26 protein-coding genes are annotated in these 23845 nt (G+C 65.2%); all 26 read right to left on the reverse strand.

Annotated elements, in window-relative coordinates; all coding sequences use genetic code 11:
• Positions 1-4: 4 nt before the first annotated feature.
• Positions 5-709, reverse strand: coding sequence for an ABC transporter ATP-binding protein (locus tag O2K97_RS10130; protein ID WP_269219168.1), 705 nt, complete (start codon positions 707-709; stop codon positions 5-7).
• Positions 702-1988, reverse strand: a complete 1287-nt coding sequence (locus tag O2K97_RS10135) for a lipoprotein-releasing ABC transporter permease subunit (RefSeq protein ID WP_082465008.1) — start codon at positions 1986-1988, stop codon at positions 702-704. Before O2K97_RS10135 ends, O2K97_RS10130 begins: the two co-directional genes overlap by 8 nt.
• On the reverse strand, positions 1985-3301 hold the full coding sequence (gene proS, locus O2K97_RS10140) for a proline--tRNA ligase (protein ID WP_269219169.1): 1317 nt from the start codon (positions 3299-3301) through the stop codon (positions 1985-1987). Before proS ends, O2K97_RS10135 begins: the two co-directional genes overlap by 4 nt.
• A gap of 77 nt (positions 3302-3378) precedes the next feature.
• Positions 3379-3645 (reverse strand): DUF1467 family protein, encoded by a 267-nt coding sequence (locus O2K97_RS10145; RefSeq protein WP_055753501.1) that lies wholly within the window; start codon positions 3643-3645, stop codon positions 3379-3381.
• A 9-nt stretch (positions 3646-3654) separates the two neighbouring features.
• Positions 3655-3993 carry a DUF3088 family protein gene (locus O2K97_RS10150; protein ID WP_269219170.1) on the reverse strand — a complete coding sequence of 113 codons (339 nt, stop codon included), beginning with the start codon at positions 3991-3993 and terminating at the stop codon, positions 3655-3657.
• A gap of 40 nt (positions 3994-4033) precedes the next feature.
• A complete protein-coding gene (locus O2K97_RS10155) occupies positions 4034-4942 on the reverse strand; it encodes a hypothetical protein (protein WP_269219171.1) in 909 nt (302 codons plus the stop codon).
• Between the two features lie 56 nt (positions 4943-4998).
• Positions 4999-6672 carry a ribonuclease J gene (locus O2K97_RS10160; protein WP_269219172.1) on the reverse strand — a complete coding sequence of 558 codons (1674 nt, stop codon included), beginning with the start codon at positions 6670-6672 and terminating at the stop codon, positions 4999-5001.
• Positions 6673-7452, reverse strand: coding sequence for a type III pantothenate kinase (locus O2K97_RS10165; RefSeq protein ID WP_269221127.1), 780 nt, complete (start codon positions 7450-7452; stop codon positions 6673-6675).
• A complete protein-coding gene (locus O2K97_RS10170; RefSeq protein WP_269219173.1) occupies positions 7449-8198 on the reverse strand; it encodes a biotin--[acetyl-CoA-carboxylase] ligase in 750 nt (249 codons plus the stop codon). The genes O2K97_RS10165 and O2K97_RS10170 overlap by 4 nt, the downstream gene beginning before the upstream one ends.
• A gap of 4 nt (positions 8199-8202) precedes the next feature.
• A complete protein-coding gene (gene nuoN / locus O2K97_RS10175) occupies positions 8203-9645 on the reverse strand; it encodes an NADH-quinone oxidoreductase subunit NuoN (protein ID WP_269219174.1) in 1443 nt (480 codons plus the stop codon).
• A gap of 9 nt (positions 9646-9654) precedes the next feature.
• Positions 9655-11139 carry an NADH-quinone oxidoreductase subunit M gene (locus O2K97_RS10180; RefSeq protein WP_269219175.1) on the reverse strand — a complete coding sequence of 495 codons (1485 nt, stop codon included), beginning with the start codon at positions 11137-11139 and terminating at the stop codon, positions 9655-9657.
• A 4-nt stretch (positions 11140-11143) separates the two neighbouring features.
• Positions 11144-13231: an NADH-quinone oxidoreductase subunit L gene (nuoL, locus tag O2K97_RS10185; RefSeq protein ID WP_269219176.1), complete on the reverse strand. Its 2088-nt coding sequence runs from the start codon at positions 13229-13231 to the stop codon at positions 11144-11146.
• Between the two features lie 2 nt (positions 13232-13233).
• Positions 13234-13539, reverse strand: a complete 306-nt coding sequence (gene nuoK, locus O2K97_RS10190) for an NADH-quinone oxidoreductase subunit NuoK (protein ID WP_269219177.1) — start codon at positions 13537-13539, stop codon at positions 13234-13236.
• Positions 13539-14165 carry an NADH-quinone oxidoreductase subunit J gene (locus O2K97_RS10195; RefSeq protein WP_017503986.1) on the reverse strand — a complete coding sequence of 209 codons (627 nt, stop codon included), beginning with the start codon at positions 14163-14165 and terminating at the stop codon, positions 13539-13541. The genes nuoK and O2K97_RS10195 overlap by 1 nt, the downstream gene beginning before the upstream one ends.
• A 173-nt stretch (positions 14166-14338) precedes the next feature.
• Entirely contained in the window at positions 14339-14830 is a 492-nt protein-coding gene (nuoI, locus tag O2K97_RS10200; protein ID WP_017503987.1) for an NADH-quinone oxidoreductase subunit NuoI, read from the reverse strand.
• Positions 14830-15021, reverse strand: a complete 192-nt coding sequence (locus O2K97_RS10205; RefSeq protein ID WP_269219178.1) for a hypothetical protein — start codon at positions 15019-15021, stop codon at positions 14830-14832. Before O2K97_RS10205 ends, nuoI begins: the two co-directional genes overlap by 1 nt.
• On the reverse strand, positions 15021-16094 hold the full coding sequence (nuoH, locus tag O2K97_RS10210; protein ID WP_039247406.1) for an NADH-quinone oxidoreductase subunit NuoH: 1074 nt from the start codon (positions 16092-16094) through the stop codon (positions 15021-15023). Before nuoH ends, O2K97_RS10205 begins: the two co-directional genes overlap by 1 nt.
• A gap of 3 nt (positions 16095-16097) precedes the next feature.
• Positions 16098-18143 (reverse strand): NADH-quinone oxidoreductase subunit NuoG, encoded by a 2046-nt coding sequence (gene nuoG, locus O2K97_RS10215; protein ID WP_269219179.1) that lies wholly within the window; start codon positions 18141-18143, stop codon positions 16098-16100.
• Positions 18143-18532, reverse strand: a complete 390-nt coding sequence (locus tag O2K97_RS10220; RefSeq protein WP_269219180.1) for a hypothetical protein — start codon at positions 18530-18532, stop codon at positions 18143-18145. Before O2K97_RS10220 ends, nuoG begins: the two co-directional genes overlap by 1 nt.
• A gap of 2 nt (positions 18533-18534) precedes the next feature.
• Positions 18535-19848, reverse strand: coding sequence for an NADH-quinone oxidoreductase subunit NuoF (gene nuoF / locus O2K97_RS10225; RefSeq protein WP_269219181.1), 1314 nt, complete (start codon positions 19846-19848; stop codon positions 18535-18537).
• 5 nt (positions 19849-19853) lie between these two features.
• Positions 19854-20117 (reverse strand): hypothetical protein, encoded by a 264-nt coding sequence (locus O2K97_RS10230; protein ID WP_017503994.1) that lies wholly within the window; start codon positions 20115-20117, stop codon positions 19854-19856.
• Positions 20117-20794: an NADH-quinone oxidoreductase subunit NuoE gene (gene nuoE, locus O2K97_RS10235; RefSeq protein WP_269219182.1), complete on the reverse strand. Its 678-nt coding sequence runs from the start codon at positions 20792-20794 to the stop codon at positions 20117-20119. The genes O2K97_RS10230 and nuoE overlap by 1 nt, the downstream gene beginning before the upstream one ends.
• On the reverse strand, positions 20791-21969 hold the full coding sequence (locus O2K97_RS10240; RefSeq protein WP_088582886.1) for an NADH-quinone oxidoreductase subunit D: 1179 nt from the start codon (positions 21967-21969) through the stop codon (positions 20791-20793). Before O2K97_RS10240 ends, nuoE begins: the two co-directional genes overlap by 4 nt.
• Before the next feature lie 86 nt (positions 21970-22055).
• A complete protein-coding gene (locus O2K97_RS10245; protein ID WP_269219183.1) occupies positions 22056-22685 on the reverse strand; it encodes an NADH-quinone oxidoreductase subunit C in 630 nt (209 codons plus the stop codon).
• Positions 22682-23311 carry a NuoB/complex I 20 kDa subunit family protein gene (locus tag O2K97_RS10250; protein ID WP_269219184.1) on the reverse strand — a complete coding sequence of 210 codons (630 nt, stop codon included), beginning with the start codon at positions 23309-23311 and terminating at the stop codon, positions 22682-22684. The genes O2K97_RS10245 and O2K97_RS10250 overlap by 4 nt, the downstream gene beginning before the upstream one ends.
• Positions 23281-23658, reverse strand: coding sequence for an NADH-quinone oxidoreductase subunit A (locus tag O2K97_RS10255; RefSeq protein WP_269219185.1), 378 nt, complete (start codon positions 23656-23658; stop codon positions 23281-23283). The genes O2K97_RS10250 and O2K97_RS10255 overlap by 31 nt, the downstream gene beginning before the upstream one ends.
• Positions 23659-23845 lie beyond the last annotated feature (187 nt).

Below are 23845 nucleotides of genomic sequence, written 5' to 3' on the forward strand. Positions count from 1 at the left end.
TGGCTCAGTAGGCGTGGCTCTGGGCCTCGCGCTGTTCCAGATGACCATCCTTCAGGGCGAAGACGCGGTCCATATGGCCGGCCAACTCCATATTGTGGGTGGCGATCAGGGCGGCCACGCCCGTGGTCTTGGCCAGGTCGCGCAGGGATTCGAACACGGATTGGCTGGTGGTCGGATCCAGATTGCCGGTCGGCTCGTCGGCCAGCAGCAGCCGTGGGCCGTTGGCCAGCGCGCGACCGATGGCGACGCGCTGTTGTTCACCGCCCGACAGCTGAGCCGGCTGGTGCGTCAGGCGTTCGCCTAGCCCAAGGGCCGTCAGCGTGACCTCGGCGCGTTTGCGCGCCTCGTCCTGGGACACGCCGGCGATCCGCATCGGCAAAGCGACATTATCGCGCGCATCGAACTCGGGCAGCAGGTGGTGGAACTGATAGACGAAGCCGATCCGGCCCAGGCGCAGACGCGTGCGGGCGCGCTCGTCCAGATCACCGACCTGTTCGCCGTCGATGGCGACCGTGCCGCTGGTGGGTTTCTCCAACAGGCCGGCGGCGTGCAGCAGCGACGACTTGCCCGAGCCCGACGGCCCGATCAGCCCGACCAGTTCGCCGGGATAGACGTCCAGATCGACGCCCTTCAGCACGGTCAGGCCGCCCTGGGCGGTGTCATAGGTGCGGGTCAGGCCGCGCACCGAAAGGATGGGAGCCTTACTCATAGCGCAGCGCCTCCACGGGATCGATGCGAGACGCGTTCCAGGACGGCGGCAGGCTGGCGATACAGCTCATCAACAGGGACCAGAAGGCCACCCAGGTCACGTCCACCGGATCGACCAGGGCCGGGATGGCGTCCAGCATATAGACGTCGGAATCGAACAGCTTGGTCTGCAGCACGAACTCCAGGAAATGCTGGATCGAACCAATGTTCCAGCAGAACAGCAGACCCAGGATCAGCCCTGCGATGGTGCCCGCCACCCCGATCATGGCGCCGGCCATGAAGAAGACGCGCAGGATCGCCGAGGGGCTGGCGCCGATGGTGCGCAGGATGGCGATGTCGCGACCCTTGTTCTTCACCAGCATGACGATGCCGGAGATGATGTTCATGGCGGCGATGGCGACGACGAGGCCCAGGATGATGCTCATGGCCACGCGTTCGACCTTCAGCGCGCCATAGAAGGCGGCGAGACGCTCGCGCCAGTCGCTGACGACCGAGCCGGGACCGGCCGCGTCGCGGATGGCGGCGGTCAGGGCGCCGACCTGATCGGGATCGTCCACCTTGATTTCGATCGCGTCCCAGACCCCTTCCTTGCCGAAGAAGAGCTGCTGCTGCTCCAGCGGCATGAAGATGAAGGCGCGGTCATAGTCGGCGGCGCCCGAACGGAACAGGCCGCCGACGAAATAGGTCTTCTCAAGTCCGCCGAGGTTGCCGAAGGCGCTGTCGGCCCCGGTCGGCGAATACAGGGTCACAGGATCGCCGACGCGCAGGCCCATGGAGTTGGCCAGGGCCGCGCCGACCAGAATGCGGTCGCCGCCATAGGGCCCCTTGCCGAAGCTGGCGCGTTCCTGCGGGCTCAGACTGTCGAAGACATACTGGGTCTTGGCCAGATCCTCTGGGCGGATGCCCTTGGCGATGGCGCCGGTCGTATAGCTGCCGACGCGGATCAGGCTTTGGGCCTCGTTCAGCGGACTGGCGCTGGCGACGCCGGGCACGGCCTGGATGCGCTTAAGGGCGGCTTCGCGATCCGGCGAGGTCAGGACCTGCCCCTGCACATACATGTGGCCGTTGAACGCCAGCATGCGGCCCAGCAGTTCGCTGCGGAAGCCGGACATGATGCTCATGACGCTGATCAGCACGGCGACAGCCAGCATGATGCCGATGAAGCTGATGACGGCGATGGTGGCGACGCCGCCTTCCTTGCGCTTGGCGCGCAGGTAGCGCAGGGCCAGGCCGATCTCCCACGAGGAGAAGGCGCCGGACGGACGAGACGGCAGGCTCAAGCGGTCAGCCTTTCAATAGCTTCGGCGAGCGGCACGGAGACCTTCTCGCCGGTGGCGCGACGTTTCAGTTCGACCACGCCGTCCGCCAGACCCTTGGGACCGATGGTCAGCTGCCACGGCACGCCGATCAGGTCGGCGGTGGCGAACTTGCCGCCGGGACGTTCGTCGGTGTCGTCGTACAGGACGTCCTTGCCGAGCTTTTCAAGCTGGGCCACCGCGTCCTCGCAGGCGGCCGAGACGGCCTCGTCATTGGCGCGCAGATTGATGACGACCACGTCGAACGGCGCGACCGCGTCGGGCCAGATGATGCCGCCGGCGTCGTGGCTCGCTTCGATGATGGCGCCCAGCAGGCGCGACACGCCGACGCCATAGCTGCCCATGTGGACCTCGGCGTCCTGACCGTCAGGCCCGGCGACCTTGGCCTTCATCGGGGCGGAGTATTTGGTCCCGAAGTAGAAGATGTGGCCGACCTCGATCCCGCGCGCCGACAGGCGGTCGCCCTCGGCGGTCTTGGCCTCGAACTGCGACGGATCGTGCATCTCTTCGGTGGCGGCGTAGAGCGCGGTCCGCTCGTCGAACACGGCCTGCACGGCTTCGGGGCTAAAGTCGTCGCCAGGCGCGGGCATCTCGACCAGCTTGCGGTCGCAGAAGACCTCGCTCTCGCCCGTTTCGGCCAGGACGATGAACTCGTGGCTCAAATCGCCGCCGATGGGGCCTGTGTCGGCGCGCATCGGCACGGCCTTCAGGCCCATGCGGGCGAAGGTGTTCAGATAGGCGACGAACATGCGGTTGTAGGCGACGCGGGCCGCGGCCTCGTCCACATCAAACGAATAGGCGTCCTTCATCAGGAACTCGCGCCCGCGCATCACGCCAAAGCGCGGACGGCGCTCGTCGCGGAACTTCCACTGGATGTGAAACAGGTTCAGCGGCAGCGACTTGTAGGACTTCACATAGGCCCGGAAGATGTCGGTGATCATCTCCTCGTTGGTCGGTCCGTAAAGCAGCTCGCGCTCATGCCGGTCGGTGATGCGCAGCATCTCGGGGCCGTAGGCGTCATAGCGGCCGCTCTCGCGCCACAGGTCGGCCAGTTGCAGCGTCGGCATCAGCAGTTCGACGGCCCCGGCCCGCATCTGCTCCTCGCGCACGATCTGCTCGATCTTTCGCAGCACCTTCAGACCCAGCGGCAGCCAGGCGTAGATGCCGGCGGCCTCCTGCTTGATCATGCCGGCGCGCAGCATCAGCTGGTGCGAGACGATCTGGGCGTCCGAAGGGGCTTCCTTCAGCGTGGGCAGGAAAAAGCGCGACAGGCGCATGGTCGGGAATCCTAGGCGTAGAGACGGAACAAGGCTTTAGCCGCTCGGACGGGGCGAAAGCTAGGCCGATGCGTCGTTTAGACAGCGGGGCCGCTGGCGAAGTTCGGAAGAGGCAGCCAGCCCGTGAAGATCAGCACCATCACGAACACCCAAACGAGGGCCGAGACCCAGGTCGTCGTCAGGAACTTCTTCTTCAGATTGGGCGTCTTGGGCGCGCCCCATTGTGAGCCGTCGGTCGGCGGCTCGTGCGTTTCGCTGGCCGTGCCCAGCGGCAGCACGGCGAACAGCACCGTCCACCAGGCGATGATGTAGATGCCGACCATGGTGAAGACGCCGATGGGCATGACGGACCTCTAGGGATGGGGCCGGCCGACGCCGTAGCGGGCCGCCAGATAGGGAGCGATGGCGTGATCCTGAAGAAACCGCCGGCCGGTCGTTTCGCTGACCTCGGCCTCGGGCCAATCCAGCGCGCCGTCCAGGATCAGGATGGGGCAGCTCTGATGCACCTCGCCGACTTGGTCGATGACCGGCTGACGTGGGCGCGGATGGTCCAGATAGACGACGTCCAGCGCGTCGCGAAGCTGAGGATAGAAGGCCAGGACACCCTCGATATAGGCGCCAGGCGGGCAGAACCACGGACCGCCCTGATCGTCGTGCCAGTCGGGGTTCAGCAGGAAGAGTCGCTCGGTCATCGGCGTGGATATATCCGAGTTGAGGCCGTCGGCGCGACCGCTATTCGCACGATGCGCCAAACCCCGGCGCCCGTAACGCCAGAAGGATCGAAGAGCGCGCCTGCTGCGTGATCGCCCCTGCGCCTTGCAGCACGCAGCCGACAGCGGTGTTTGAGTTGGGCGCCAGAAGGCCGTAGGTCAGCCCCTCCTGCGCCAGGCGAGCCTGGGCGCCCTTCAACGTTTCGACGGCCGTCGCGACGCGCGCCGGGTCATTGGTGATGCGCGTCATCTCGTGCAGCGCCTCGCCCGAACTGGGGAAGTCATAGGCGTTCGGATCGAACGGCGCGATCTCGGCCGACAGGCGTTCGGGATGAATGTCGATGCCGAACTTGGCGTTCTGACTGGCCGAGAAGGCGATGGCCGGCCCGCTCTCAGGCACGACGAGAATATAGGCATGGCGCGGAAACAGCAGATATTGCGCCATGAACTTGGTCACTGGCACCAAAGGCATCCCGTCCGGTCCCAAAGCGTGGGCGCCGACATAGACGCCCGACGGCACGCTGCGCGCATCGATCCGGCCATTCAGCTTCAGGATGCGATCGACCATGACGTGGTCGAGCAGAAAGACGCCGTCCTCTGCCTCGCGCTCCAGATAGGAATGGATGGCGGCGGTGTCGGGCGCTGGTCCCAGATCGCGACCATATACGGTCGGAAAGGCGGTCGGCGACATCGGTTGGCCGTCGGGCGGGCTGAACCACAGCACGCGCAGTTCGTGAACCGTCCGCGCCAAAGGGTCTTCGCCCCGGAAGGTCGACAGGCTGAGCACCAGATTGACCACGGCGAACAGGGCGACGAAGCCGACCAGCCCCTGCCCTGCAATCACCGCCCACCGCCGCCAACCGCGCAGCGGATGACGGGCGTGCCGGATCCGCTCCAGCAGGCGGCGCGCACGGGCAGGCTTTTTCGACATGCGTTTCCCCGACCGTTCAGGCGCACGACAAATGCGCCCAAACGGTCAAGGTTGCATCAGACGCGCAGGACGACCGTCTCGACGATGGGACGACGATCCCAGATCTGCTGGCTGGCCTTTTTCAGCACGCGGGCGACGGCCTGTTCGATGACCATTTCATCGTCCAGAGCATCGCCCTTCAGGCCCTTGACCACCTGTTCGACGCGCTCGGCCAGCTTGTCCAGCGCATCGCCGAGCGGCGTGGCCGTGTCGCCGGGCAGGCCGACGCTGCGGATATCGATGTCGCTGGCGATGCGACCGCGTTTGTCCAAGGCGAAGCTGACGATCAGCACGCCGTTGGTCGAGGCGTGACGACGTTCCTTCAGGGCCTCGCCCTGCTCGGTCACCAGCATCCCGCCGTCAACGTACAGGCGACCGTTCGGCACCTCGTCGATGATCTTGGCCGGGCCAGGGGCCAGGCGGACCATGTCGCCGTTGCGTGGCGTCACCGTTTCGGGAACGCCCATGTCCTTGGCGAGGTTGGCATGTTCCAAGAGGAAGCGACGCACGCCATGGGTCGGCACCGCAATCTGCGGCCGGGCCCATTCGTACATCTGCTTCAGCTCGTCGCGGCAGGGGTGGCCCGAGACGTGGATGCCCGGGTGATCCTTCTCGGTGTAGAGGCGCACGCCGCGGTCCGCGAGCCGGTCCTGCAGATTGCCGATCGCCAGCTCGTTGCCGGGGATCTGACGCGACGAGAAGATGCAGTGGTCGCCCAGGCCCAGCTTCACGACCGGGTGGGTGCCGTCCGCGACGCGCGACAGGGCCGCCCTCGCCTCGCCCTGGCTGCCGGTGCACAGATACAGGATCTGATCGGCGGGCCAGACGCGGGCCTCTTCATCCGACAGGAAGGGCTTCACGTCCTTCAGCATGCCGACGTGTTTCGCCGCCGCCGTGATCCGGTGCATCGAACGGCCGGCCAGGGCCACGCGACGCCCGCAGGCCTCGGCGGCGCGGATCACGCTGTCCATCCGGGCGACGTTGGAGGCGAAGCAGCCGACCGCGACGCGCCCCTTCAGGCTGGCGATCAGCTTGGAGATGGCGACGGCGACATCGCCCTCGGACCCGGCGACGCCCGGCACGAAGACGTTGGTCGAATCGCAGACCATGGCCAGCACGCCTTCGTCGCCCAGGGCGCGGATGACGGGGGCGTCGGTCTTGGTCCCGATCACCGGCTGGTCGTCGATCTTCCAGTCGCCGGTGTGGAACACCATCCCCAGCGGCGTATCGATGGCCAGGCCGCTGGGCTCGGCGATCGAGTGGGTCATGTTGACGAAGGTCACGCCGAACGTGCCGATGTCAACGGTCCCGCCCAGCGGAACCTCGACCAGTTCGACCTCGTCCAGAATGCCGCGCTCGCGCAACTTGTCGCGGATCAGATAGGCGGTGAAGGGCGTGGCGTAGATCGGCGCCTTGATGCGCGGCCACAGCCAGCCCAGAGCGCCGATGTGATCTTCGTGCGCGTGGGTCAGCACGATGCCCTTGATTTTTTCACCCTCCAGGAAGGTGGGATCGGGCACGATCACGTCCACGCCGGGCGTGGACAGGTCGCCGAAGGTGACGCCGACATCGACGATCAGCCATTCACGGTTCGCCTCTGGGCCGAAGCCATAGGCGTTCAGGTTCATACCGACCTCGTCCGAGCCGCCCAACGGCAGGAAAACGAGTTCGTCTTGGGTTTGCTTTTTCATTCAATCAGTCAAATGGGCGTTACGACGCCAGATTTCGAGGAGGCCGCGAATAGTCAGGTCGGGATCGAAGCGATCGATGCTGTCGGTCGCGCCTTCGAACAGGCTGGCGACCCCGCCGGTGCCGACGACGGTCATGGGCTTGCCCCACTCCGCCTTGATGCGCCCGACCAGGCCTTCGATCAAAGAGATATAGCCCCAGAAGACGCCGGACTGCATGGCCTCGACCGTGCCCTTGCCGATGACGTATTCGGGTTTCTGAATGGCGATGCGCGGCAGTTTGGCGGCCGCTTCGTGCAGGGCCTGAAGCGACAGATTGATGCCGGGCGCGATCAGACCGCCCTCGAAGGCGCCGTCGCCCGAGACGATGTCGAAGGTCGTCGCCGTGCCGCTGTCGATCAGCAGAAGGTCGCCGGAATACATCAGCGAGGCGCCCACAGCATTCACCAGACGATCGGCGCCCGCCTCGCTGGGCTTGGCGATCCGCACCTCGATGCCCAGTTCGGCGTTCTCGCCGATGACGAGAGGCTCGATGTTCAGATAGCGCCGCGCCAGATTGCGCAGGTTGAAGATCGACTGGGGCACGACGCTGGAGATGATGCAGCCGCCGAGGGCGTCGAACTTCAGCCCCTTCATAACCATCAGCTGGTTCAGCCAGACGGCGTATTCGTCGGCCGTGCGGCTGGCCTCGGTCGCGGCGCGCCACTGCGCGATCCATTCCGTGCCGTCGTGGACCGCGAACAGCGTATTGGTGTTGCCCTGCTCGATCGCCAGCAGCATCAGGCGGCCTTGCCAAAGAAGACGTCGCCGGCGGAAATCAAACGCATGGAGCCGTCGGCCAGACGCAGGCGTAGGGCGCCATCCGGCTCCACGCCCTCGGCCAGGCCTTCGATAGTCTCATTGTCCAGCCGAGCGACGCACGGTCCGTTTAGGCCAATCAAACGACTGGTCCAGGCGTCGAGCACGGGCTCGAAGCCCATCGTCTGCCAACGCCCCCACCAGACGGCGAAGGTCTCGGCCAGGATTTCGGCAGCGGCCTCAATCGGCGGGACATAGGCGAGGTCGGAGCGCAGACGTTCGGCGACCGAGGTCGCCCCCCGTTCCGTGCCCTCGGGCGCATGGGCCAGGTTCACGCCAATGCCGACCGCAAGCCAGAGGTCGCCGTTCACGTGCCGGCCGGATTCGACCAGGATGCCCGACACCTTGACCCCGTCCAGCAGGACGTCGTTGGGCCATTTGATCGAAACGAGCGCGGGCGAGACGAAGACATCCAGCAGGTCCGCGACGGCCAGGGCCGCGATGAAGGTGGCTTGGGCCGCCTCCGCCGCCGACTTGGGCGTAGTGATCAGAAGGGTGGCCGCCAGATTGCCCTGATCGGTGTCCCACTTGCGACCCCGCCGACCGCGGCCAGCGGTCTGGCGGCGCGCCACGATCCAGCGCGGGCCCGCCTCTCCGGCCTCGGCGAGGCGGCGCGCCTCGGCGTTGGTCGAGTCGATCTCGTCGAGGATGACCAGAGGGACGGGCGCCAACGCCCTATCCGTTCCCGAAGCCGGCGCTCGCAGCCTTGGTCAGCGGCTCCAGCCAGGTCAGACCGACGATCACCAGCGGGAAGGCGAAGGCGGCGCACGCCCAGCCGATCCATTTGGCCTCGACCGGCGCGGCGTCGGTCGCGATGTCGTCCACCGGCGCATCGAACCACATCAGCTTGAGGATGCGCAGATAGTAGAAGGCGGCGACGACCGAGGCGACCAGACCGGCGGCCGCGACGGGCCACAGTCCTGCATCGGCGGCGGCGCCGAACACATAGTACTTGCCCCAGAAGCCCGAGAACGGCGGCATGCCCAGAACCGACAGCGACAGTATGGTCAGGGCCACAGCCGTCAGCGGACGATCCTTCTTCAATCCGGCCAGATCGGCGATGCGGCGGATAGGACGGCCCGACTTGGACAGGCTGAGCAGGATCGCGAAGAAGCCCAGCTGGTCGACGACATACAGCGTCATGAACATCAGCATGGCCTGCAGGCCCTCGGCCGTGCCCGCCGCAATACCCAGCAGCGCGTAACCGATGTTGGCGATCGAGGAATAGGCCAGCAGGCGCTGGATGTCCTTCTGCGCCAGGCCGCCAAAGGCGCCGACGACGAAGCTGATCAGCGAGATGGCGATCAGGACCTGCGACCACTGAGCGTGGGCGTCGCCAAAACCGTTTTCCAGCGCGCGAGCGATCAGCACCATGGCCGCCACCTTCGGCGCCGTGGCGAACAGGGCCACGACCGGCGTCGGCGCGCCCTCATAGACATCGGGCGTCCACATGTGGAACGGCGCGGCCGAAACCTTAAACGCCAGGCCGCAGATCAGGAAGACAAGGCCGAAGACCAGACCCGGGCCGGGATTGTCGGCGGCGACGGCGGCGATGTCCTCGAACCGCATCGAGCCGGCGAAGCCGTAGATCAGGCTGGCGCCATACAGCAGCAGACCCGACGAGAGCGCACCCAGGACGAAATACTTCAGGCCCGCTTCCGACGCCTTGACGTCGTTGCGGTGGAAGGCGGCTAGAACATACAGGGCCAGAGAGTGCAGCTCGATCCCGACGTACATGGAGATCAGGTCGCCCGAGGACGCCATCATCCCCATGCCGGCCGAGGCCAGCACGATCAGGACCGGATATTCGAACTTGGCGATGCGCGTGCGCTTCATCCAGCCGTCGCCCAGCACGACCGCAACGGCGGCCGACAGATAGATCAGGCTCTTGGCGTAGATGGCCAGAGGATCGGCGACATAGGCGCCGTTGAAGGCGACGCCCCACGGTCCGACGATCGAGATGACCGACGCGGCGATCAGCAGCAGGACCGACAGGATCGAGACCAGACGGGCGCTCTTGTCGCCCATGAAGGCGCCGACCATCAGCAGGACCAGGGCGCCGACCGCGAGGGTGACTTCCGAGGCGGCGAGATGCAGGGCGGAGGATAGATCAGGCATCTGTAAGTCTCACCCGCCGATCGCGGCGCGATACGCGCTGGTCAGGGCCTCGACGGCAGGCCCGGTGTAATCGAGGACGGAGGCCGGATGGACCCCCAGCCAGATGGTGCCGACGATCAGGGGCACGAACAGCAGCAGTTCGCGCTTGTCGATGTCGGTGATGGTCTCAAGCTTCGGATTGGTGATCTCGCCGAACATGACCGCGCGGTACAGGGTCAGGGCATAGACCGCCGAGAAGATGACGCCCGAGGCCGCAACCAGCGCCGCCCAGGTCGAGGCGTTGTAGGCCCCCGTCATGGTCAGCACTTCGCCGATGAAGCCCGAGGTGCCCGGCAGGCCGACGTTGGCCATGGTGAACATCAGGAAGATGGCGGCGTACCACGGCATCTTGGACGTCAGACCACCGTAGAAGGCGATCTCGCGAGTGTGCATCCGGTCGTAGACGACGCCAACGCACAGGAACAGCGCGCCCGAGATCAGGCCGTGGCTGATCATCTGGAAGATGGCGCCCTGCATGCCGATGTCGTTGCCGGCGAAAATGCCCAGGGTCACAAAGCCCATGTGGGCCACGGACGAATAGGCGATCAGCTTCTTGATGTCCGTCTGACGCCAGGCGACCAGCGACGTATAGACGATGGCGATCACCGACAGTGTAAAGACCAGCGGCCGGAACATCTCCGACGCCATCGGGAACATCGGCACGTTGAACAGGATAAAGCCGTAGCCGCCCAGCTTCAGCAGAATGCCCGCCAGGATGACCGAACCGGCCGTCGGCGCCTGAACGTGGGCGTCAGGCAGCCAGGTGTGGACCGGCCACATCGGCATCTTGACCGCGAACGAGGCGAAGAAGGCCAGCCAAAGGATCGGCTGGACGGCCGGATCGAAGGCGAAACGCTTTAGCTCGGGAATGCTGGTGGTGCCCGCCTCATTCGCCATCCACAGCATGGCCAGCAGCATCAGGACGGACCCCAGCAGGGTGTAGAGGAAGAACTTGTAGGCAGAGTAGATGCGGTTCTGACCGCCCCAGATGCCGATGATCAGGAACATCGGGACCAGGGTGCCTTCGAAGAAGATGTAGAAGAGGAACAGGTCCAGCGAGGTGAACACCCCGATGACCAGCGTCTCCAGCACCAGGAAGGCGATCATATATTCGACGACGCGCGTCTCGACCGACTTCCAGCTGGCGAGGATGCAGATCGGCATCAGGAAGGCCGTCAGCAGCACGAACAGGATCGAAATCCCGTCGACGCCCAGGTGATAGCTGGCGCCCGCGAACCACGGGACCATCTCCACGAACTGATAGCTGGTGTTGGCCGGATCGAAGCCGGCGACCAGCACGACCGACACCGCCAGGGTGACCAGGGTGGTGATCAGCGCGATCCAGCGCGCGGCCGGCGCGGCAGCATCGGCCGACTTTGACGTCAGCCGGGCGGCGAAGATCGCCAGGGCCCCGACCAGGGGCAGGAATGTAACGAGGCTCAGGATGTAGGGCACGAGATCAGGCTCCCCACGCGAGGATGGCGAAGGTGAGCAGACCAGCCACCCCGAGCAGCATCACGAAGGCGTAGTGATAGACATAGCCGGACTGGATCTTGCCCAGTCGAGCGGCGGATTTCAGCGACACCCAGGCGGCGCCGTTCGGGCCCAGACCGTCGATGATCTTCACGTCGCAGATCTTCCAGAAGAAGTTCCCGATGGCGCGGAAGCCGCGCACGAAGACGAAGTCGTACAGCTCGTCGAAATACCACTTGTTGTAGAGGAAGCGGTAGATGACGCCGTTCCGCTCGGCCATGCGACGGCCCATGCCCTCGCGAGCGACGTAGATCCAATAGGCGAACGCGGTGCCGATCAGCGTCAGGATCAGCGGCGACCATTTCACCCAGGTCGGAACGTCGTGGCTTTCGTGCAGGACGTGGTTGTTCGCGCCGGTGAAGATCGCGCCACGCCAGAACTCGCCCTCATGGTGGCCGATGAAGTGCGGCGCGAAGACGAAGCCGGCGGCGACGGCGCCGACCGACAGCAGGATCAGTGGGATCAGCATGACCAGCGGACTCTCATGCGGCTTCAGCGGACCATGATGACCGTGGTCGTCATGCGCATGATCGTCGTGTTGATCGCCGACCGGCTCGGAATGGGTTTCCAGCTGGGCGTGGGAAGCGTGGTCGTCAGCATGATGGGCGTCGCCCTCTTCCTTCCACACCGGCTTGTTGTGGAAGGTCATGAAGACCAGGCGCCACGAATAGTAGGCCGTCAGACCGGCGGCGATGATGCCGACGAAGAAGGCGAACAGACCGATGGCCGAGTGACCCGAGGCCGCCGAGGCATAGGCGCTCTCGATGATCGAGTCCTTGGAGTAGAAGCCGGCGAAGCCGCCGACGCCGGGGATGCCCAGGCCGGTGATGGCGATGGTGCCGATGGTCATCACCGCATAGGTGACCGGCAGCAGCTTCCACAGCCCGCCCATCTTCCGCATGTCCTGCTCGTGGTGCATGCCGTGGATCACAGAGCCGGCGCCCAAGAACAGCAAGGCCTTGAAGAAGGCGTGCGTGAACAGGTGGAACATGGCCGCCTGATAGGCGCCGACGCCCGCCGCGAAGAACATGTAGCCCAGCTGCGAACAGGTCGAATAGGCGATGACCCGCTTGATGTCGTTCTGGGTCAGGCCGACCGTGGCGGCGAATAGGGCGGTGATGGCGCCGATGATGGCGATGATCTGCGACGCGCCCGGCGCATATTCATAGATGGGGCTCAGCAGGCAGACCATATAGACGCCGGCGGTGACCATGGTCGCGGCGTGGATCAGCGCCGAAACCGGGGTCGGGCCTTCCATCGCGTCCGGCAGCCAGGTGTGCAGGAAGAACTGGGCCGACTTGCCCATGGCGCCGATGAACAGCAGGAATCCGGCCAGATCCAGCGCGGACCACTGGACGCCCAGGAACTCCCACGTCGTGCCGGCCTTGGTGGCGATCAGCGGGAACAGTTCGGCAAAGTTGATGGTGCCGTACATCCAGAAGATCGTCATGATCCCCAGCACGAAACCGAAGTCGCCGACGCGGTTGACGACGAAGGCCTTGATGGCGGCGGCGCTGGCCGTCGGCTTCTTGAACCAGAAGCCGATCAGCAGATAGGACGCCAGGCCCACGCCTTCCCAGCCGAAGAAGATCTGCATGAAGTCGGCCGCCGTCACCAGCGCCAGCATCATGAAGGTGAACAGCGACAGATAGGCGAAGAAGCGCGGCCGGCTGTCGTCCTCGGCCATGTAGCCCCAGGAATACAGGTGAACCAGCGACGACACGCTGGTGACCACGATCAGCATGGTCGCCGACAGGGCGTCGATGCGGATCGACCAGGCCGACTGGAAGTCGCCGACATTGATAAAGGGCGCCAGCCGGATGGTGAAGGGCTCCAGGTGGCCCCAGGTCCATTGGCCGAACACCGTCCAGGCGACGGCGCACGAGAAGAACAGCAGGCCGGTCGTGACGGCCTGCGACGGGATATTGCCGATCCGGCGTCCGAAGAAGCCGGCGATGGCCGCGCCCAGCAGCGGGGCGAAGATCCCGAGAATGACGAGGGTATGGAAAGTCACGCTCAGCCCTTCATCACGGAAGCGTCGTCCACGGCGATGTCGCCGCGGTTACGGAAGAAGGTCACCAGGATGGCCAGGCCGACGGCGGCTTCGGCCGCGGCGACGGTCAGGACGAACATCGCCATGATCTGCCCGCTGATCTCGTTCAGATAGGCCGAGAAGGCGACGAAGTTGATGTTCACCGACAGCAGGATCAGCTCGATCGACATCAGGATGATGATGACGTTCTTGCGGTTCACGAAGATGCCGAACACCCCGATGGTGAACAGGATCGCAGCGACCGTCAGATAGTGGGTCAGACCGATCATCAGAGAAGCTCCTCGGCGCTGACGCCTTCACCCGTGGCGGCGGACTTGATCTCGACCGATTTGCGGCGGTCGCGGTTCACCTGGTCGCCGGGGTTCTGGCGTTTGATGTGCGGCTTGTGGCGCAGGGTCAGGGTGATGGCGCCGATCATCGCGATCAGCAACACGATCCCGGCCGCCTGGAAGAAATAGACATAGTCTGTGTAGAGCACGCGACCGATGGCCTCGACATTCGTTACGCTGGCGTCCGGCGCACCCGGCGCCGGCAGGCCCGCAGCGGCGCCGCCCTGGACCACGGCGACCGAGACGATGATCATCTCCACCAGCAGCACAGCGGCGATGATGGCGCCCAGCGGCAGGTAGCGCGCGTAGCCTTCGCGCAGCTTCAGGAAGTCCACGTCCAGCATCATGACGACGAACAGGAACAGCACCGCGACCGCGCCCACATAGACGACGACCAGCAGCATCGCCAGGAACTCGGCGCCCAGCAGGACGAACAGACCCGCCGACGAGAAGAAGGCCAGGATCAACCACAGCACGCTGTGCACCGGGTTGCGCGCGGTCACGACCAGAAGGCCGGAAACCGTGGCGACCGCCGCCAGCAGATAGAAGGCTATGCCTTGCAGCATGTCGGGACGAAGCCCCTTTCGTATCGGCCGCGACCCCGTTCAGGAATCGCCGACCCGTTTAGCGAGATGCTGCCTAGTTCAAGTCCTCTTCCTCTTGAAGAGGTCTTGAACGGCAACTGTAGTGGAGCGTGATCTTGTCCGAAAAACCGGTAGTCACTTTTCGGAATCACGCTCTAGCGGTAAGGCGCGTCGAGTTCCAGATTCTTGGCGATCTGCCGTTCCCAGCGGTCGCCGTTATCAAGCAGGCGTTGCTTGTCGTAGAGCAGCTCTTCGCGCGTCTCGACGGCGAACTCCGAGTTCGGCCCTTCCACGATGGCGTCCACCGGGCAGGCCTCCTGGCACAGACCGCAGTAGATGCACTTGACCATGTCGATGTCGTAGCGGGTCGTGCGGCGGCTGCCGTCGGCGCGCGGCTCGGCCTCGATGGTGATGGCCTGGGCCGGGCAGATGGCCTCGCACAGCTTGCAGGCGATGCAGCGTTCCTCACCGTTCGCATAGCGACGCAACGCGTGTTCGCCACGGAAACGCGGCGACTGCGGATTGCGCTCGAACGGATAGTTCACCGTCATCTTGGGACGGGCCATATATTTCAGCGACAGACCGATGGCGCCGATGACGTCCAGCATCATCGCGCCCTTGGTCGCCTGGACGATACGGGTGAACATCAGGGCTTATCCTTGGGGGCGGGCGTCGTCTTGGGGGCGGTCTGGGAAGCGGTCTGGCTGGCGCGCCAGTCGTGTTCGATGCGGTCCTGGCGTTGCTGCCATTGATAGCTCGACTCGGGCATGCGCGACGCGTCGGGCGCGCATGCGGCGGTCATCGTCAGAAGACCGAGGCCGATGATGAGGCCGCGCATCACGACCCCACCACGAAGACGCGCCAGGCCGACACGATCACGACCGCGACCAGCGACGTCGGCAGGAAGATTTTCCAGCCCAGGCGCATCAGTTGGTCATAGCGATAGCGCGGCACGAAGGCCTTCACCATCGAGATCATGATGAACCAGAAGACCGTCTTGGCCATGAAGGTCAGCAGATAGATCGTATAGGCAATCCAGGCCGGCAGCCCATCCATCCAGGCCTGTGGCACGCCGGGGTTCCAGCCGCCGAAGAACAGCAGGCTGATCATCGCCGACATGAAGACGATGTTGACGTACTCGCCCATCATGAACAGCAGATACGGCGTCGAGCTGTATTCGACCTGATAACCGGCGACCAGTTCGGATTCGGCCTCGGGCAGGTCGAACGGCGGGCGGTTGGTCTCGGCCAAAGCCGAGATGAAGAAGATGATCGACATCGGGAACAGGATCACGACCAGCGGCCAGGTGTCGGCGCCGCCGCCGAAGCCGTACCAGTTCCAGAACATGCCCTTCTGGCTGTCGACAATGGCCGACAGGTTCATGGTGCCGGCCAGCAGGATCACATTGATGATGATCAGGCCCAGCGAGACTTCATAGGACACCATCTGCGCCGCCGAACGCAGCGAGCCCAGGAAGGGATACTTCGAGTTCGAAGCCCAGCCGCCCATGATGATGCCGTAAACGCCAAGCGACGACACGGCAAAGATGTACAGGATGCCGACGTTCAGGTCCGACACGACCCAGCCGGGCGCGAACGGAATGACCGCCCAGGCCATGAAGGCCAGGATGACGGTGATGATCGGGGCGATGATGAAGACCGCCTTGTCCGCGCCGGCCGGGATCACGACCTCCTTCAGCACGAACTTGATCATGTCGGCGAAGGATTGAAGCAGGCCGAAGGGACCGACGACGTTCGGACCCTTGCGCATCTGCACCCCGGCCCAGACCTTGCGGTCGGCCAGCAGCAGGAAGGCGACGGCGATCAGCACGCCGACCGTGATCAGCAGGACCTGGCCGACCGTGATCAGCGTCCAGCCCAGAGGGGTGGCCCAGAAGGAAACGGGGTCCATGGCTTACTCCGCCGCCATTGCGACCGGCTGGGTCCGCAGGGCGGACAGCTCGGCCATCGTCGCGCTGGCGCGCGCTATCGGATTGGAAAGATACGGGTCGGTCACCGCCGAGACGAAGGCGCGGTCGCCCAGATCGCCCTTGGCGCCCAGGGCCGCCACGTCGAACGTCGCCGGCGCGGGCAGATAGTCGATCCGGCCGAAGGTCGGATGATCACCCATCAGCCTGGCGCGCAGTTGCTCCAGCGTGTCGTAAGGCAGGGTTTGATCGACGCGCGCCGACAGGGCGCGGATGATGGCCCAGTCTTCCTTGGCCTCGCCCTTGGGGAAGACGACGCGTTCGGCCATCTGCACCCGGCCCTCGGTGTTGACGTACAGGCCGGCCTTCTCGGTGTAGGCCGCGCCCGGCAGGATCACGTCCGCGCCGTGCGCGCCGCGGTCGCCGTGGCTGCCCAGATAGACGCGGAAGGCGTTCGAACCGGTCGGATCGACCTCATCGGCGCCCAACAGGAACAGCACGTCCAGCGCATCCGGTTTCAGCATCTCAGAGACCGTCAGGCCGCCGTCAGCCGGCACGAAGCCCATGTCCAGACCGGCGACGCGCGACGCGGCGTGGTGCAGGACATTAAAGCCGTTCCAGCCGTCAGCGACGACGCCGACCTTCTTGGCCAGGGCGCCGAGCGCGTTCAGAACGGCCGGACCGCCCTCCCCGCCCAGCGCGCCGGAGCCGACTATGATCGCCGGGCGCTCGGCCTTGGTCAGGAAGTCCAGCGCCGACTTCGGCAGCTTGGCCAGGGTCTGCGTGCCTGCGCCCAGATAGGCGTAGTCGAACGTCAGGTCGGCCTGTTCGCCGATCAGGCCGATCTCCATGTCGCCCTTCAGCCAGGCCTTGCGCAGGCGGGCGTTCAGCAGCGGCGCCTCGGTGCGCGGATTGGCGCCGACGATCAGAACAGCGTCAGCCTTTTCAATGCCTTCCAAGCCGGAGTTGAACAGCCAGCCTTCACGCGGTCCATAACCCAGGGCGGCGCCATCCTGGCGGCAGTCGGTGTTGTTGGAGCCGAGCGCGCGGAACAGGTCAAGCGTCGCCTTCATCGACTCGGCGTCCTGCAGGTCGCCGGCGATGACGCCGATGCGGTCGGCCGGCGCGGCCTTCAGCTTGGCGGCGACGGCGTCCAGCGCCTCGTTCCACGAGGCGGCGCGCAGCTTGCCGTTCTCACGGATCCACGGACGGTCCAGACGACGCGCGGTCAGGCCGTCGATGACATAGCGGCTCTTGTCCGACAGCCACTCCTCGTTGATGCCCTCGTTGACGCGCGGCAGCACGCGCATGACCTCGGACCCGCGGTAGTCGGCGCGGATGTTCGAGCCCAAGGCGTCCATGACGTCGATGGTCTCGGTCTTCTTCAGTTCCCACGGACGATAGTGGTACTGCCACGGACGGTGCGTCAGGGCGCCGACAGGGCACAGGTCGTTGACGTTGCCCGACAGTTCCGAGGCGACCGACTTCTCCAGATAGGTCGTGATCTCGGCGTCCTCGCCGCGCGAGATCATGCCGATGTCCGGCACGCCGGCGACTTCGGTGATGAAGCGGACGCAGCGCGTGCACTGGATGCAGCGCGTCATGAAGGTCTTGATGGTCGGACCCATCGCCTTTTCTTCGACCGCGCGCTTGTTCTCCGAATAGCGCGAGCCGTCGCGGCCATAGCCGACCGACTGGTCCTGCAGGTCGCACTCGCCGCCCTGGTCGCAGATCGGGCAATCCAGCGGGTGGTTGATGAGCAGGAATTCCATCACCCCTTCGCGGGCCTTCTTGACCATCGGCGTGTCGGTGAAGATTTCCTGGCCGTCGGCGGCCGGAAGCGCGCACGAAGCCTGCGGCTTCGGCGGTCCAGGCTTCACCTCGACCAGGCACATGCGGCAGTTGCCGGCGATGGACAGGCGCTCGTGATAGCAAAAGCGCGGAATCTCTTGTCCCGCGCGTTCGGCGACCTGGAGCACGGTCATGCCGGGCTCGAACTCGGTTTCGACGCCGTTGACCTTGGCGATAGGCATCAGCGGGCCTCTTGCTTGGCGGCGGGAGCCGCCATTTGTACATCCACGGACATCGGCTGACCGTCGCGGAACAGGCCCGCGCCGTCGGCTTCCGCCCGGCATTCGAATTCCAGCCTGCCACCATCGACCGGCGCGCGCCACGACACCTGGGCCGTGCGTTCACCGGTGGCGGTGAAGGCGATGGCGTCGCCTTCCTGGCCATACATGCGGTTCACCACGTCGCGGCAAGCCGTCTCGAGGTTCGCCGGAGTCGCCGCCATCGCGACAGGCGCGACTTGAGCGGGGGCGGCCGTCGCAGGCGCGGTCGACGCTTCAGGCGCAACCTTTTCCCCCTCGCCGCAAGCGGCGAGGATCGGAAGCGTCAGCAACAGGGCGACGGCGAGGCGCATCTCTACTCCGCCGCGATCGCGTGGCCGGCGAAGTTCGCACGGCGGCTGCGATAGTTCGCGATCCGCTCTTCGATCTCGTGACGGAAGTGACGGATCAGGCCCTGAACCGGCCAGGCGGCCGCGTCGCCCAGGGCGCAGATCGTGTGCCCCTCGACTTGTCCGGCGACGTCCAGCAGCAGGTCGATTTCCGACGGATCGGCCTCGCCCACGGCCATCCGCTCCAGCACGCGCCACATCCAGCCCGTGCCTTCGCGGCACGGCGTGCACTGGCCGCAGCTCTCGTGTTTAAAGAAGTAGCTGATGCGGGCGATCGCCTTCACGATGTCGGTGGATTCGTCCATGACCGTCACGCCGGCGGTGCCCAGCGAAGAGCGAACCTCGCGCATGGAATCGAAGTCCATCAGGACCGTCTCGGCCTGTTCGCGCGTGATCACCGGGCAGGACGCGCCGCCGGGGATGATGGCCTTCAGATTGCTCCAGCCGCCACGCACGCCGCCGCCGTGATCCTCGATCAGCTGACGCAGCGGGATCGACATGGCCTCTTCGACCACGCAGGGCGTGTTCACGTGGCCGGACAGGGACATCAGCTTGGTGCCGGTGTTGTTCGGACGGCCGAAGCTGGCGAACCAGTCGGCGCCGCGACGCAGGATCGTGCCGACGACGGCTATCGACTCGACGTTGTTCACCGTGGTCGGGCAGCCGTACAGACCCGCGCCGGCCGGGAACGGCGGCTTCAGGCGGGGTTGACCCTTCTTGCCTTCCAACGATTCCAGCAGAGCCGTCTCTTCGCCGCAGATATAGGCGCCCGCGCCATGGTGAATATAGACGTGGAAGTCCCAGCCGTGGACGTTGCCGTCGCCGATCAGCTTGGCCTCATAGGCCTGCTTGACGGCCGCTTCCATCCGCTCGCGCTCCAGCACGTACTCGCCGCGCAGATAGATGTAGCAGGCATGGGCCTGCATCGCGAAGCTGGCGATCAGCGCGCCTTCGATCAGCAGGTGCGGATCATGACGCATGATCTCGCGGTCCTTGCAGGTCGCGGGCTCGGATTCGTCGGCGTTGATGACCAGGTAGTGAGGACGATCCTTCACATCCTTGGGCATGAACGACCACTTCAGCCCGGTCGAGAAGCCTGCGCCGCCCCGGCCGCGCAGACCCGAGGCCTTGACGTTGTTGATGATCCAGTCGCGGCCAAGGTCCAGCATGTCCTTGGTGGCGTTCCAGGCACCGCGGTTCTTCGCCCCGTCCAGCGTCCAGTCGTGGAAGCCGTACAGGTTGGTGAAGATGCGATCCTTGTCTTCGAGAATGCCGACCATGGCCCTCAGAGTCCTTCCGCCAGACGGCGCTTGTGGTGGCGCGTGCGCATCCAGATGGCCGCGATGACCATCACCCAGCCCGCCGCCAGCATGAAGTAGGAGAGATTGACCGCCCACGGCCCGACTGCGCCCTGACGCGAGATCAGGATCAGAACGGCCGCGCCGACGACCATGGCCAGGCCGCCCGCGCGCAGCGGACGCCCGACGTTGCGCAGTTCCTTGCGGTAGGCTGCGCGGCCCTCCTCGGTGTTCAGATCCGGCGGCGACATCAGGCCGGGGCCTTCTCGACCGGCGCGGGGTCGCTGTTCGGCAGCTTATTGATCGGCTTGGCGGCCGAGCCGTCATACAGCGTCGCATCGAGCAGGGTCTTGGCCCCGCCCTCCGGCGCCGCATTGGTGCGACCAATGTAGGAGCCCGGCTCGGGCGTCTTGCCGGCGGCGAAGTCGTCGATGATCCGGCCGATCGTCTCGGGCGTCAGGTCCTCGAAATAGTAGTCGTTGATCTGGGCCATCGGCGCGTTGGAGCAGGCGCCCAGGCACTCGACTTCCTGCCAGGTGAAGCGGCCGTCGGCGGACAGATGATCCTTGGGACCGATCTTCTCCTTGCAGACGCGCATCAGCTCATTGGCGCCGCGCAGCATGCAAGGCGTGGTGCCGCACACCTGGATCAGCGCCGTCTTGCCGACCGGCTCCAGCATGAACATGGTGTAGAAGGTCGCCACCTCCAGCACCCGGATATAGGCCATGTCCAGCAGCTCGGCGATCGCGCGGATGGCAGGTTCGGACACCCAGCCTTCCTGCTTTTGCACCAGCCACAGGATCGGGATCACCGCCGACTGACGACGGCCCTCGGGATACTTCTTGATCCACCATTCGGCCTTGGCCGTCGTATCGGCCGAGAAGGCGAACGAGGCGGGCTGTTCCTTGGCGAGACGACGAACGCTCATCGGTCCACTTCTCCGAAAACGATGTCGAGCGAGCCCAGGATGGCGGACACGTCGGCCAGTTGGTGGCCACGGTTCATCCAGTCCATCGCCTGCAGCGAGCGGAAGCCCGGCGCCGAGATCTTCACGCGATAGGGTTTGTTGGTGCCGTCCGACACCAGATAGATGCCGAACTCGCCTTTGGGCGCCTCGACCGAGGCATAGACCTCGCCCTCGGGCGTCTTGAAGCCCTCGGTGTAGAGCTTGAAGTGGTGGATCAGCGATTCCATCGAGCGCTTCATCTCGCCACGGCGCGGCGGGACGATCTTGTTGTCCTCGACCATCACCGGCTCGCCGGGGCAGTTGCGCAGCTTGTGGATGCACTGCTCCATGATCCGCACCGACTGCTTCATCTCCTCGATGCGCACCAGATAGCGGTCCCAGCAGTCGCCGTTCTTGCCGACGACCACGTCGAAGTCGAGCTCGGCATAGCACTCATAGGGCTGCGACTTGCGCAGGTCCCAAGCGATGTTCGAGCCGCGCAGCATCACGCCGGTGAAGCCCCATTCCAGGGCCTGCTGCTTGGACACCACGCCGATGTCCACGTTGCGCTGTTTGAAGATGCGGTTCTCGGTGACCAGGCTTTCGATGTCCTTCAGCGCCGGCGGGAACTCGTGGCACCAGCGGCCGATGTCGTCGATCAGGTCCATCGGCAGGTCCTGGTGGACGCCGCCGGGACGGAAGTAGTTGGCGTGCAGACGGGCGCCGCAAGCGCGCTCGTAGAACACCATCAGCTTTTCGCGTTCCTCGAAGCCCCAGAGCGGCGGCGTCAGCGCGCCGACGTCCATGGCCTGGGTCGTCACGTTCAGCATGTGCGACAGGATGCGGCCGATTTCCGAATACAGAACGCGGATCAGCTGCGCCCGATACGGAACCTCGATGCCCAGCAGCTTCTCGATGGCCAGGCAGAAGGCGTGCTCCTGGTTCATCGGCGAGACGTAGTCCAACCGGTCCAGATACGGCACGTTCTGAAGGTAGGTGCGGGCCTCCATCAGCTTTTCGGTGCCGCGGTGCAGCAGGCCGATGTGCGGATCGACGCGCTCGACGATTTCGCCGTCCAGTTCCAGCACCAGGCGCAGCACGCCGTGCGCGGCCGGGTGTTGCGGACCGAAGTTGATGGTGAACTTGCGGTCTTCCATCTCGCGCGCGTGGGCGGTGCGGGTGTCGAGGTCGTCCTCGAACACATTGACGCCCAGCGGCGCCACCGTGGGGTTTCCGTCAGCCATTACGCCTGGCCTCCCGCCTTCTCGTCGCCGGGCAGGACCGGCGCGGGGTATTCGGCGCCCTCCCAGGGCGACAGGAAATCGAAGGTGCGGAATTCTTGGGTCAGCTTGACCGGCTCATAGACCACGCGGCGCTGTTCCTCGTCGTAGCGGACCTCGACATAGCCCGTCATCGGGAAGTCCTTGCGCAGCGGATGGCCTTCGAAGCCATAGTCCGTCAGCAGGCGACGCATGTCCGGGTGACCCGAGAACAGCATGCCGTACATGTCGTAGGCTTCACGCTCGAACCAGTTGGCGGCCGGATAAACCGAGATGACCGACGGCACCGGCTGGGTCTCGTCGGTCGAGACCTTGACCCGCAGGCGCGCGTTCCGCGTCATCGACAGCAGGTGATAGACGACCTCGAACCGCTCCTTGCGATCTGGATAGTCCACACCGCACAGGTCGAGCAGCTGCTGGAAGCCGAATTGATCGCGCAGGGTCGTCAGCACCTCGACGATCCGCTCGCGCGGCGCGACCAACGTCAGCTCGCCGAACGCCACCTGGGCCTCGACGCCCAGCGCACCGACCATCTCGGCGCCCAGCGGCGTCAGGGCGGCTTCGTGTTGCGCTTGAACAGCCAGAGAGGTCATCGGTCGATGGTCCCCGTGCGACGGATCTTCTTCTGCAGTTGCAGCAGGCCGTAAAGCAGCGCCTCGGCAGTCGGCGGACAGCCGGGCACATAGACGTCGACCGGCACAACGCGGTCGCAACCGCGCACGACGCTGTAACTATAGTGGTAGTAGCCGCCACCATTGGCGCAGCTGCCCATCGACACGACATAGCGCGGATCGGGCATCTGATCGTAGACCTTGCGGATGGCCGGGGCCATCTTGTTGGTCAGGGTGCCGGCGACGATCATCAGGTCCGACTGACGCGGGCTGGCACGCGGCGCCATGCCGAAGCGCTCGACATCGAAGCGCGGCATCGACATTTGGATCATCTCGACGGCGCAGCAGGCCAAGCCGAACGTCATCCACATCAGCGAGCCCGTGCGGGCCCAGTTGATGACGTCGTCGGCGGCGGCGACCAGATAGCCGCGCTCGCCGAGCTCCATGTCCACGGCCTCGAAGAACTTGTCGTGGACCTTGGGGTCATAACCCTCGACGGTCGAACGCGCGCCGGCGCCGGCCGGAACCAGCGGCGCGCCCGATGCAGACACCAGGCCTGCGGGCTTGGAAGCGGCGACTACTCCCATTCCAGGGCTCCCTTCTTCCATTCGTAGATGAAGCCGATGGTCAATACGCCCAGGAAGACCATCATCGACCAGAAGGCGAACACCATGCCGGCGTGCGACAGATCGAACATCGACACCGCCCACGGGAACAGGAAGGCGACTTCCAGGTCGAAGATGATGAACAGGATCGACACCAGATAGAAGCGGATGTCGAACTTCATCCGGGCATCGTCGAAGGCGTTGAAGCCGCACTCATAGGCCGACAGCTTCTCACTATCGGGGCTCTTCGGCGCCAGCAGCAGCGGCAGCACGATGAAAAGAATGCCGATGAAGGCGGCTAGGCCGGCGAAGACCAGGACCGGAAGATATTCGAGAAGGAATGCGTTCATTCGAAGAACCTCGTCCGCCGGGGAGAGGCGGGATTCGGCGCTTCTTAGACCCAAGACCGCCGCCGTTCAAACCCCTGCGGCCATTGGATTTTCATTGAGAACGGCTCGCAACTTTGCGCGCCATATGTCGCAGGGCCGACGCTTGCGCGTCGCCGGGCCGCAAAGGCCTATTGGCGAGCCGATCGCG

It is taken from the genome of Brevundimonas vesicularis, assembly GCF_027105095.1.
GTDB lineage: Bacteria > Pseudomonadota > Alphaproteobacteria > Caulobacterales > Caulobacteraceae > Brevundimonas > Brevundimonas vesicularis_E.

Coding starts and splice junctions, on each gene's coding strand:
- O2K97_RS10130 (WP_269219168.1), bottom strand. CDS start 709: ATGAGTAAGGCTCCCATCCTTTCGGTGCGCGGCCTGACCCGCACCTAT.
- proS (WP_269219169.1), bottom strand. CDS start 3,301: ATGCGCCTGTCGCGCTTTTTCCTGCCCACGCTGAAGGAAGCCCCTTCG.
- O2K97_RS10145 (WP_055753501.1), bottom strand. CDS start 3,645: ATGCCCATCGGCGTCTTCACCATGGTCGGCATCTACATCATCGCCTGG.
- O2K97_RS10150 (WP_269219170.1), bottom strand. CDS start 3,993: ATGACCGAGCGACTCTTCCTGCTGAACCCCGACTGGCACGACGATCAG.
- O2K97_RS10155 (WP_269219171.1), bottom strand. CDS start 4,942: ATGTCGAAAAAGCCTGCCCGTGCGCGCCGCCTGCTGGAGCGGATCCGG.
- O2K97_RS10160 (WP_269219172.1), bottom strand. CDS start 6,672: ATGAAAAAGCAAACCCAAGACGAACTCGTTTTCCTGCCGTTGGGCGGC.
- nuoN (WP_269219174.1), bottom strand. CDS start 9,645: ATGCCTGATCTATCCTCCGCCCTGCATCTCGCCGCCTCGGAAGTCACC.
- nuoK (WP_269219177.1), bottom strand. CDS start 13,539: ATGATCGGTCTGACCCACTATCTGACGGTCGCTGCGATCCTGTTCACC.
- O2K97_RS10195 (WP_017503986.1), bottom strand. CDS start 14,165: ATGCTGCAAGGCATAGCCTTCTATCTGCTGGCGGCGGTCGCCACGGTT.
- nuoI (WP_017503987.1), bottom strand. CDS start 14,830: ATGTTCACCCGTATCGTCCAGGCGACCAAGGGCGCGATGATGCTGGAC.
- O2K97_RS10205 (WP_269219178.1), bottom strand. CDS start 15,021: ATGCGCGGCCTCATCATCGGCCTCGGTCTTCTGACGATGACCGCCGCA.
- nuoH (WP_039247406.1), bottom strand. CDS start 16,094: ATGGACCCCGTTTCCTTCTGGGCCACCCCTCTGGGCTGGACGCTGATC.
- nuoG (WP_269219179.1), bottom strand. CDS start 18,143: ATGCCTATCGCCAAGGTCAACGGCGTCGAAACCGAGTTCGAGCCCGGC.
- O2K97_RS10220 (WP_269219180.1), bottom strand. CDS start 18,532: ATGCGCCTCGCCGTCGCCCTGTTGCTGACGCTTCCGATCCTCGCCGCT.
- nuoF (WP_269219181.1), bottom strand. CDS start 19,848: ATGGTCGGCATTCTCGAAGACAAGGATCGCATCTTCACCAACCTGTAC.
- O2K97_RS10230 (WP_017503994.1), bottom strand. CDS start 20,117: ATGTCGCCGCCGGATCTGAACACCGAGGAGGGCCGCGCAGCCTACCGC.
- nuoE (WP_269219182.1), bottom strand. CDS start 20,794: ATGAGCGTTCGTCGTCTCGCCAAGGAACAGCCCGCCTCGTTCGCCTTC.
- O2K97_RS10240 (WP_088582886.1), bottom strand. CDS start 21,969: ATGGAAGACCGCAAGTTCACCATCAACTTCGGTCCGCAACACCCGGCC.
- O2K97_RS10245 (WP_269219183.1), bottom strand. CDS start 22,685: ATGACCTCTCTGGCTGTTCAAGCGCAACACGAAGCCGCCCTGACGCCG.
- O2K97_RS10250 (WP_269219184.1), bottom strand. CDS start 23,311: ATGGAAGAAGGGAGCCCTGGAATGGGAGTAGTCGCCGCTTCCAAGCCC.
- O2K97_RS10255 (WP_269219185.1), bottom strand. CDS start 23,658: ATGAACGCATTCCTTCTCGAATATCTTCCGGTCCTGGTCTTCGCCGGC.